Source organism: Roseibium sp. (genome assembly GCF_025698965.1).
Lineage (GTDB): Bacteria > Pseudomonadota > Alphaproteobacteria > Rhizobiales > Stappiaceae > Roseibium.
Map to the genome: position 1 here is coordinate 1 of NZ_JAILWL010000260.1, position 9,082 is coordinate 9,082.

The window sequence follows — 9,082 nt, forward strand, 5'->3', positions numbered from 1 at the left end:
CGCATTCGCGCTGGTGCCTTCAGCCGACAAGTCGCTGCGGGATGATCTTCTCAATGCCTATTGGAAGCTTGATTGCTATCCCGAGGTTCCTCAGGTTCTGACAAACCTGAAGGCAACGGGAGCAAAAATCGCAATCCTCTCGAACGGCTCTCCCAAGATGCTGGAAGCAGCTGCTAAAGCTGCCGGCTTGACGGAACTGTTTGATGAGATCTTCTCGGTTGACGAACTCAGAACGTTCAAAACCGACCCACAGGTCTATGAAATGGTCACAACCCATTTCCGCATTTATCCCGAAGAGGTTTCCTTTCAATCCTCAAACCGATGGGACATTGCAGGCGCAGCTGCATTCGGTTTCAGGACGGTTTGGATGAACCGGACCGGGATGCCGGATGAATATCCGGACCTTGCTCCAAAGGCCGTGCTTGCAGACCTGACAGGCCTGGCTGCCCTGGGTTAATGGATTTCAGGGCAACCAGTATTTTCGGCAAATTGCTTTCGTGTAAGTGACGGGCGTTAAAACGCCCGTGAAATTCCGATCATGAACCGGTGGTTGCCCGACGTTCTGCTAACGCTCGTGCCACCATATCTGGCTTTGTCGTCAATGATGCCGGTGAGCGAATAATCAGCGCGCAACCGCCAATCATCCTTGAAGGCAACTTCCAGCCCGCCCCCGACAACGGGACCGAGCGACACCGAAGACCTCTCTTTGCCGTTTGCCTTGAGACTATGTTCGGTCGCAGCAACACCTGCACTCAGATAAGGCATGAAATTGCCAATCGGCAAACCTGCCCGTGCCTTGGCACTGACAGTCCACTTTGCACCGGCTTCAACTGTACCCAGTGTCGGGTGCCGACCTTTCTCACGTCCTCCCAGATAGGTCGCGCCGCCCTCTACCCCGAGCACAAAGCGCGAGACTTCCCAGTTGTAGCCGCCAAACAGACCAAACGCGGCATCGACACGCGAAAGGTCCTTGCTTCTCCCGCCAGCCTTCACGTCTGTCACCGTCTGGGAGGGCCCCGCCTCGAAGCCCAAGTAAGGACCTGCCCAAATCGACCGAGGAGCTGTGATCGGATCGAACCCCGGGTTCTGATAATCCTCAAGATCTGCGGCTTGAGCCCCAGAAACCAGCACTGCCAGAACAAGGCAAAGTATCGCAGGCTCAACGAGCCAGTGGCATCGCAGTCTCCGCAGGACTGCAGCACGTCCCGGTTTGGCCGGAACGAAAAAAACATAATTGGCAAAAGAACTTACCATTGGTGATCTCACTTGAGTTTTTGAATTCGCACCGATCTACAACATTCATTTTTTATTGTAAAACGATAATTTAAAAATTGTCGGCAATAATTTTTTTGTCAATAGCGATATCAAAATAATTGCTTTTTGACCGGGAGAGCTGTAGACACATCGCCGTCTGGGCCACCGAACGGAGAAACCGATGAGCGATCTTGAATGGGCTGAGCGAGAAAAGCGGCTGACAAGAATCCGCAGATTATCTGCGTTCATGAAGTGGACCGTGACGGTAATTCTGGTCCTGATGGTGCTGCTTGGGGGGCTTATTCTGGTTGAAATCGCCATGCCCAACGACCTGCTGATTTCCCCGGACGAAACGATCGACATTGCCGATATTGAACGTCGCATTGACGAAATTCCATACGTTCAACGAATGGGTGTCGCGGTACTGATCTGCATCGCAATCACCCTTCTTGCCCTGTCGGTCTGGAATATCCGTCAAGTCTTCAAACGGTTTCAGATGATGGAATTCTTTTCGCCGAAAACCCTGGCAAACGTCATTTCTATCGGTGTCTGGCTGATCGTTTTCGCAATCTTCGACCTCATCAGCGACCCGATTGGCTCAATTATCCTGACCTACGACCTTCCCCCCGGAGAGCGTTCACTGGAAATCAGCCTGGATGGCGCCGAAATATTCTGTCTCATTCTCGGCGCGCTGATGCTCCTGTTTGGCTGGATCCTGCGCGAAGCAGCGCTGATTGCTGACGAAAACCGACAATTCGTCTGATGCCAGGCAGGAGGACCATTAGATGAATTCCTTTGAAACTTCGATCAGATCCAAACGGCTCCAGCGCATTAAGCTCTGTGCCAGGCTCTTGAAATGGGCAATGACAGTCTGTGCTCTGGCTCTGTTTGTTCTGGCAACAGTACTTGTGCTGTCCGTTCTGTCGCCTGAAATTGCTTTCGTCTCCGGTCACGGCACCGTAACGATCGAAGATACGGAGCGTGTCATAGCCGATATGTCACCCGCCCAGCGCGGCGCATTGGCGACGCTTGTCCTTGTTATGTTCACGCTGCTAATCGGTGCAGTCTGGACGTTGCGGTCCTTGAGTTTGCAATTTGAAAGCATGGATTTCTTTTCGCCAAAAACCCTGGAAACCGTCGTATCGCTCGGCATCTGGTTCATCTCCTATGCGATCTTCGAGGTGGCCAGCGATCCCGTTACCTCGCTCATTCTCACTCTGGACTATCCCGAAGGAGAGAAGATTATTGACGTCACAGTTGATGGCGGGGAAATATTTTGCATGATTCTCGGGGCTCTCCTGCTTCTGTTTGGATGGATCATGCGCGAAGCCGCTCTGCTTGCAGAAGAAAACAGACAAATAATATAGCAACGCTGGACCGGGGACCCATCATGCCCATCATTATCGAACTGGATGTCATGCTCGCCCGCCGCAAGATGCGGTCCAAGGAGCTGGCCGAGCGGATCGGCATTACCGAACAGAACGTGTCTTTGCTCAAATCAGGCAAAGTCAAAGGCGTCCGTTTCGAAACGCTGGAAAGGATCTGCGAGGTTCTGGACTGCCAGCCGGGCGACATTCTGATCTACGAACCTGGCGAAGACGCTGAGGGATAACAAGTTTCCAAAGGCTCAAGCCTGACACAAGCTGAAGCGCCTAAATCTGACCTGCATTCGAAGTCCCCGCAGATCAACCAGTCAGAACCGGCGGCCATGGCGCTCAAAACAATTCAATTCGAAGGGCGCCCGTCGCCTGCTTCCAGAGCCAGGCTCCGGTCCGGCAAATTGCTGGATCTGAAGGAAAAGCCGATCTGCGACTGCACACTTTACGATCTGGAAGACGGAAACACCGGCATCGTCCTGCAGGACGCCGAGAAAAGTGTACCTGAAACGGTATTCATTCAGGACAACAAGGACCTCACCTACACGCTCGCGCAAATCCGTTGGCGCATGGGTCCCTATCTTTTCAGTCAATACATGGAATTGCCGGTGCCGCTCAGCCAGGCTCAAAAGGACTGATCGACGCAATACTGGTCACGCCGATCTTCCGATAAATTCACTACTCAGCCGCTTCCGCCGGCCCGTAACCAAGCTGCTTATTGAGCTTGCCGATCAGGCCGATGGCAGCTTCCGCGATCACGGTTCCTGGCGGGAAGATCGCCGCAGCGCCGGACTGGTAAAGTTCTTCGTAATCCTGCGGCGGTACGACACCTCCGACAACAATCATGATGTCCTCGCGTCCTTCATCCGCAAGTGCCTTCTTCAAGGCCGGAACCAGTGTCAGGTGGCCGGCGGCCAGCGAGGAGACGCCAACCACATGGACATCATTCTCTACAGCCTGACGAGCCGCTTCTTCAGGCGTTTGGAACAACGGGCCGATATCGACATCAAACCCGAGATCGGCAAAGGCGGAAGCAATCACCTTCTGGCCACGGTCATGCCCATCCTGCCCCATCTTGGCGACAAGGATACGTGGACGGCGGCCATCATTGTCCTCAAAGGCTTCCACCAGTTTCTGAACTTTTTCCATGGCTCCTGACATGGCGCCTGCTTCCCGTTTATAGACCCCAGAGATCGACTTGATCTCGGCCTTGTGGCGGTCGAAAACCTTTTCCATTGCCAATGATATCTCACCAACGGTCGCTTTGGCACGTGCCGCCTTTACGGAAAGATCCAGCAAATTGCCGTCGCCCGTTTCGGCACACTTGGTCAAGGCATCGAGAGCCGCCTGTGTCTCGCCTTCGTTACGTTCCTCACGCAGGCGTTTCAACTTGTCGATCTGCGCCGCGCGCACCTGTGCGTTGTCGACCTTCAGAACGTCGATAGCCTCTTCACTATCAGGCTTGAACTTGTTGACGCCGACCACCGTTTGCGCGTTGCTGTCGATCCGTGCCTGGGTTTTGGCCGCCGCTTCTTCAATTCGCAGCTTCGGAATACCTTTTTCGATGGCTTTTGCCATACCACCGAGTTCTTCCACTTCGCGAATGTGAGCCATGGCCTTTTCGGCAAGGTCGGCTGTCAGTTTCTCAACATAGTAAGAACCGCCCCATGGATCGATCACTTTGGTCGTGCCGCTCTCCTGCTGCAGGAACAGCTGAGTGTTTCTGGCAATCCGAGCAGAAAAATCCGTCGGCAGGGCCAACGCTTCATCCAACGCATTGGTGTGCAGTGACTGGGTGTGTCCCTGGGTCGCCGCCATCGCTTCCACACAGGTGCGGGTCACGTTGTTAAACACATCCTGCGCGGTCAACGACCAACCGGAGGTTTGCGAATGTGTCCGCAAGGACAGGGATTTCGGGTTCTCGGGCTGGAAGTTCTCCTGCATCAGCGTCGCCCAGATCAGACGCGCCGCCCTCAATTTGGCAACTTCCATGAAGAAGTTCATACCGATGGCCCAGAAGAATGACAGCCGCGGTGCAAACCGATCGATGTCCATTCCAGCCGCCACACCCGCACGGGCATATTCAATGCCATCGGCTATGGTGTAGGCCAGCTCCAGATCCGCCGTCGCGCCCGCTTCCTGCATGTGATAGCCGGAAATCGAGATCGAGTTGAAGCGCGGCATGTTCTGGGAGGTGAACTTGAAGATGTCCGAAATGATCCGCATCGAGTGTTGCGGTGGATAGATATAGGTATTGCGGACCATGAACTCCTTCAGAATGTCGTTCTGAATGGTCCCCGACAGGTCCTTCTGAGCAACGCCCTGCTCTTCAGCTGCCACGATGTAAAGCGCCAAAACGGGCAGCACTGCACCGTTCATGGTCATGGAAACGCTCATTTTGTCCAGCGGAATTCCGGAAAAGAGCGTGCGCATGTCATAGATTGAATCGATCGCAACCCCAGCCATGCCGACATCACCGGCAACACGCGGATGGTCGCTGTCATACCCACGGTGGGTTGCCAGATCGAACGCAACAGACAACCCCTTCTGGCCCGCTGCCAGATTGCGGCGATAGAAGGCGTTGGAGTCTTCAGCAGTTGAAAATCCTGCATACTGGCGCACCGTCCAGGGCTGCTGAACATACATGGTCGGATAAGGCCCGCGCAGGAACGGTGGCAACCCGGGCCAGCTGTCAATATGCTTCAATCCGTCCAGATCGTTGGCACGATAAACCGGCGAAACCTCGATGCCTTCAGGTGTTTCCCACCCGGTCCGAGATCCCGCATCTGCCTCTTTCAGGAGATTGCGGAACGGTTTGTCTGAGTAATTCGGGATCCTGCTCATCATAGGACCTCCAGATCTGATTGGTCTGCACCATGCACTGCGTTCAACTGTGCATGTGCGTCTTCCAGAAGAGCCAGCAGGTTACAGCCGGCATGAAGATACGTATCGATACCTGCCTCGCTATACGCTGCTTCCTGCGCTCCGGGTTTTCCGGCCAGATACAGATGTTTGGCACCGGCAGCTTTCAGCGCTCGGGCAAGGTCTGCGGCTTCTGTCTCGTAAACCTCGTCGGAAGACACAAGGCAGGCAAGTGCCGCTCCGCTTTCCTTGAACGCCATCAGAAGATCATCATGCGATTTGTAGATCGCCGGCCCCACGGCCTTGACGCCACCTGCGGCAAAGGCATTCGCGGTCCAGGTTGCCCGGGCAGTGAACTGGGCCAATGACCCGAGACTTGCAAGGAAGACTGTTGGAACCTTCCCGGTTCGGATTTCAAGAGCGTCCGCAGCGGCGCGCAGCTTCTCAAATGGTTCGGCCAGTCTGTGCGCAGTCAGATCTTCCTGAGGCTTATCTTCGCCAAACTCCAGCAGCGCTTTACCCTCAGCAGCTGCAGACTTCAGCGCACTGAACCACTCACCCTCGCCCGGCTCCGGAATGCCACTTTGAGGAATCGGGGAAACACTTGTTTCGACCAGCTCGTCCTGAAGCACTTTCACATTCGTTTCGGCGAGATCCGGAAACTCGCTGACGCCAGTGATCGGGCGCTTCCTGCGCGCAACACTCTCATCAAGCTCAGCCTTCGCGGAACCTATGCGCTTTTGAACCAATCCCTGACGAAGCGCCTCTGCAATTCCGCCTGCGGCTTCGATTTCCTGGAAAAACGCCCAGGCGATGGCACAGAGTTTCTCGGTCCTGTCTTCAATTGCTCCAGACCCGGCAGCCGGATCCATGACCTTCGACAGGTTGCTTTCCTCCAGCAAGATGGACTGAGTATTGCGCGCAAGACGGCGGGCAAACCCGTCCGGCAGGCCGACAGCGAGCGTATGCGGCAAAACGCAGACGCTGTCTGCACCGCCAACGCCTGCGGCAAACGTTGCCACCGTATTTCTGAGCAGGTTCACCCAAGGGTCTCGGCGCGTCAGCATGCGGTAGGAAGTCGACATATGGAGCTGCATCGGCGACTGCGGTAAACCGGCTCCGTCCAGAACATTCGCCCAAAGCGCCCGGATTGCCCTGGCCTTCGCTATTGTTCCGAATTGATCGGCATTGGCTACAAGGTTCATGGAAATCCGGCTCGCCCAGACCTCTGGCTCGAGTTTCGTTTTCTCAAGCAATCTCAGCTGCGCCGCAGCCGATGCCAGAACAAGCGCAAGTTCTTGACCCGGTGTCGCCCCGGCGTCATACCAGATGCTCCCCTCCGACTTGAGCAAGCGCGCCGGGCTTCCCGAAGCCTGCACGGCTTCGGCCATGTCCCTGAGCTCATTTATCGATCTGTTCAGATCAACCGCATCGGGTCCAAGAACTCCCTTTTGCCCGAATGGATCGAAACCGGAAGCTATTTTGACCAGTGCCGGGTCGATTTTCCGCTTTTCCAGATAGGCAAGAACAAGAGCCAGAGCCTCGGCACTTCCCTGTCCTGCTTCAAGCCGAAGATTGATCAGCTCAAGCTGGACATTGTGAAACAGAGTTTCCAATTCCGGGAGATTGCAAACGCGGGTACCGTATCCGCGTCCAGCCTGTGTTCCAGGGAGAACCAGCTCAAGGCCGCTGGCACCACCTTCCAGGTCCTCCAGTATTTGCGCATTCGCGGCTGACGGATCCGCGATGTCGATCCTTTGTACGATCGACCAGTCCTGGTTTTCGCTCCGCAAGGCCCTGGACGGTGTATCCGTCCGGCCAGCATAGAGCGGCGCAATCTCAAGACCGTCATCGGTTGTTCCAAACAACCTCTGTCTGGATGTCCCTTTCAGGGCTTTGTCTACGGACGCCCACCAAGCTTCCTCGTCGGCGGAATAAAAGCTATCGGGTCCGGTAAAACTGAGCGGCATTGCAATCGTCTCCCTTGGGCATCGTTTTAGTCCCTGCCCGTCAAGCTTGGCAACTCAGCACAATGGGTTAAGTATTGCGCGGCAATCGATGGGTCACGGCACCCGTCCGCAATCTCCGGCAAGATCTCGAACTGCTTTTCCTGAACAAACGAGTAAACAATTCCTGTTAGCGCAAACACCGAATTTGGACGACAATTTGTCAATTTTCTGGCGCAATTTGCCAAATCCGCTAATTTTCCCTATTGGTACGATCTACAATTGTATTGTAGCGTATGTGTGCTGACGCATGGGAAATTCTACCCTTATAAGAAATGCGCGGCATCCGGGTTCCGCTTTGACTTGCGGTGTTGAAGCAGAATGCGAGACCAACCCATCAGCGCAGGTGCCTGGCGAAAGTCGGCCCTCGTAAATCGTGGCTTTTTTGAGCCGCAAAGGATGTGCACAATGCTTGATCAGACAGAATTGAAGAGCAAGCTGAGAGCAATCTCGGAAGCCAATGCCGCACACCATGTACTGGACATACTGGAATCGAATCTCCGGCGCATGGGTGCAACCCATATTCTCATAACGGGTCTGCCGATGCCAAATCGGCCGATCGATAATCTCGTTCAACGTTTCAGATGGCCTGACCAGCGCAACGACGGCATTGAAAGCACTTCGCTGTCGGCGAACGACAGTGCCTTGATGCTGGGACTTGGGTCGAACCGCGCCAGGATCTGGACAATCACCGCAGGCGATATGGAGCATTCCGATCTTCTGGCATCAGCAGGTGAAGGTAGCCAGATCGTTGTTGTTCCGGTGACCGAACTCTACCCGTTCCAGGCATTCGTATTTGCCAGCGGCCCATCCTTGCAGGTCAACAAATACGATCTCGCCAATCTCGAAGTTCTCTCCGCTGCCGCCTTCTCGCGTCTGCGCGAACTCGGCGTGATTTCCGGTCAAAGACCAGGTGCGCTTTCAACGCGCGAACGCAAGGTGCTGGAACTGACGGCTTATGGCAAGACGGCAGGTGAAATCGCCGACGTGCTCGACATTTCTCAGCGCACGGTGCATGCCCATCTCCAAAATGCAAGCGTCAAGCTGAACGCCTCAAACAAGACTCACACGGTTGTTGAAGCACTGCGCTACGGCCAGATCAGCGTTTGAAACCGAAACAGATCGGCTCATCCAGTCTGTCCGAAAAAAAGGCGTGCCGGAAGCACGCCTTTTTGGTGTGGTCGTTTAAACAACCAGAATTTAGTAGGTCATCATCGGCGGCAATTCCTTTGCCTGATCGACCCATTTGGTAACCTGGCTCTCGCTCGGAGCCTGGCGCACGAGTTTCTTTTCCTCGTTCGCTTCTTTCATCTTGGCTGCAAGGTTTTCAGCATTGCGGTGTTTCAGTTCCTTCACCGTATCAACACCTGCCGCCTCAAGAAGCTCTGAATATTCTTCACCAACACCGCTGATGCGCATCAGATCAGCCATGTTTGCCCATTTCAGAATACGCTTGCCGTCAATCCCCGTTTCGTCCTCAAGTGCCTTGCGGCCTTTCGGATCCTTTGCGCGCTCCAGATAGGCTTCGGTCGTTTTAATGCCGACCTCGCTCAGTTTCGCTGCATAAGCTGGACCAATACCTTC

General features: G+C 54.7%; 10 protein-coding genes. 6 read left to right on the forward strand and 4 right to left on the reverse strand.

Annotated features, from left to right (window positions below; all coding sequences use genetic code 11):
- Positions 1 to 457, forward strand: a 457-nt coding sequence (locus tag K5905_RS19720) for a haloacid dehalogenase type II (protein WP_297586848.1), incomplete at its 5' end; no start/stop codon positions are given.
- 56 nt (positions 458 to 513) lie between these two features.
- Here K5905_RS19720 and K5905_RS19725 read toward each other — a convergent pair.
- Complete coding sequence (locus tag K5905_RS19725; protein ID WP_297586849.1) at positions 514 to 1,254, reverse strand: outer membrane beta-barrel protein; 741 nt, start codon at positions 1,252 to 1,254, stop codon at positions 514 to 516.
- A gap of 181 nt (positions 1,255 to 1,435) precedes the next feature.
- Here K5905_RS19725 and K5905_RS19730 point away from each other — a divergent pair, with 181 nt between their 5' ends.
- The 4 genes from K5905_RS19730 to K5905_RS19745 all read left to right on the forward strand — a co-directional run bounded on the left by K5905_RS19730 (position 1,436) and on the right by K5905_RS19745 (position 3,268).
- The gene (locus K5905_RS19730; protein WP_297586850.1) at positions 1,436 to 2,017 is read left to right on the forward strand and encodes a DUF2975 domain-containing protein; all 582 of its coding nucleotides are present in this window, start codon (positions 1,436 to 1,438) and stop codon (positions 2,015 to 2,017) included.
- Between the two features lie 22 nt (positions 2,018 to 2,039).
- Positions 2,040 to 2,621, forward strand: coding sequence for a DUF2975 domain-containing protein (locus K5905_RS19735; protein WP_297586852.1), 582 nt, complete (start codon positions 2,040 to 2,042; stop codon positions 2,619 to 2,621).
- A 23-nt stretch (positions 2,622 to 2,644) separates the two neighbouring features.
- On the forward strand, positions 2,645 to 2,866 hold the full coding sequence (locus tag K5905_RS19740; protein ID WP_297586853.1) for a helix-turn-helix transcriptional regulator: 222 nt from the start codon (positions 2,645 to 2,647) through the stop codon (positions 2,864 to 2,866).
- Between the two features lie 96 nt (positions 2,867 to 2,962).
- Entirely contained in the window at positions 2,963 to 3,268 is a 306-nt protein-coding gene (locus K5905_RS19745) for a hypothetical protein (RefSeq protein ID WP_297586855.1), read from the forward strand.
- Between the two features lie 40 nt (positions 3,269 to 3,308).
- Here K5905_RS19745 and scpA read toward each other — a convergent pair whose 3' ends face one another.
- Entirely contained in the window at positions 3,309 to 5,474 is a 2,166-nt protein-coding gene (scpA, locus tag K5905_RS19750; protein ID WP_297586857.1) for a methylmalonyl-CoA mutase, read from the reverse strand.
- Positions 5,474 to 7,462 (reverse strand): methylmalonyl-CoA mutase family protein, encoded by a 1,989-nt coding sequence (locus K5905_RS19755; RefSeq protein WP_297586859.1) that lies wholly within the window; start codon positions 7,460 to 7,462, stop codon positions 5,474 to 5,476. The genes scpA and K5905_RS19755 overlap by 1 nt, the downstream gene beginning before the upstream one ends.
- A gap of 444 nt (positions 7,463 to 7,906) precedes the next feature.
- On the opposite strand from K5905_RS19755, the gene K5905_RS19760 reads away from it, so the two are divergent.
- Positions 7,907 to 8,608 (forward strand): helix-turn-helix domain-containing protein, encoded by a 702-nt coding sequence (locus tag K5905_RS19760; protein WP_297586861.1) that lies wholly within the window; start codon positions 7,907 to 7,909, stop codon positions 8,606 to 8,608.
- Positions 8,609 to 8,698: 90 nt separating this feature from the next.
- Here the strand turns inward: K5905_RS19760 and K5905_RS19765 are convergent.
- Positions 8,699 to 9,082: DUF4332 domain-containing protein (locus K5905_RS19765; RefSeq protein WP_297586863.1), on the reverse strand; the 384-nt coding region annotated here is incomplete at its 5' end.

What these genes read in the sequence shown, in the direction of transcription:
- K5905_RS19730 (WP_297586850.1), top strand. Translation starts at nt 1,436, where the DNA reads ATGAGCGATCTTGAATGGGCTGAGCGAGAAAAGCGGCTGACAAGAATC.
- K5905_RS19735 (WP_297586852.1), top strand. Translation starts at nt 2,040, where the DNA reads ATGAATTCCTTTGAAACTTCGATCAGATCCAAACGGCTCCAGCGCATT.
- K5905_RS19755 (WP_297586859.1), bottom strand. Translation starts at nt 7,462, where the DNA reads ATGCCGCTCAGTTTTACCGGACCCGATAGCTTTTATTCCGCCGACGAG.
- K5905_RS19745 (WP_297586855.1), top strand. Translation starts at nt 2,963, where the DNA reads ATGGCGCTCAAAACAATTCAATTCGAAGGGCGCCCGTCGCCTGCTTCC.
- K5905_RS19760 (WP_297586861.1), top strand. Translation starts at nt 7,907, where the DNA reads ATGCTTGATCAGACAGAATTGAAGAGCAAGCTGAGAGCAATCTCGGAA.
- scpA (WP_297586857.1), bottom strand. Translation starts at nt 5,474, where the DNA reads ATGAGCAGGATCCCGAATTACTCAGACAAACCGTTCCGCAATCTCCTG.
- K5905_RS19740 (WP_297586853.1), top strand. Translation starts at nt 2,645, where the DNA reads ATGCCCATCATTATCGAACTGGATGTCATGCTCGCCCGCCGCAAGATG.
- K5905_RS19725 (WP_297586849.1), bottom strand. Translation starts at nt 1,254, where the DNA reads ATGGTAAGTTCTTTTGCCAATTATGTTTTTTTCGTTCCGGCCAAACCG.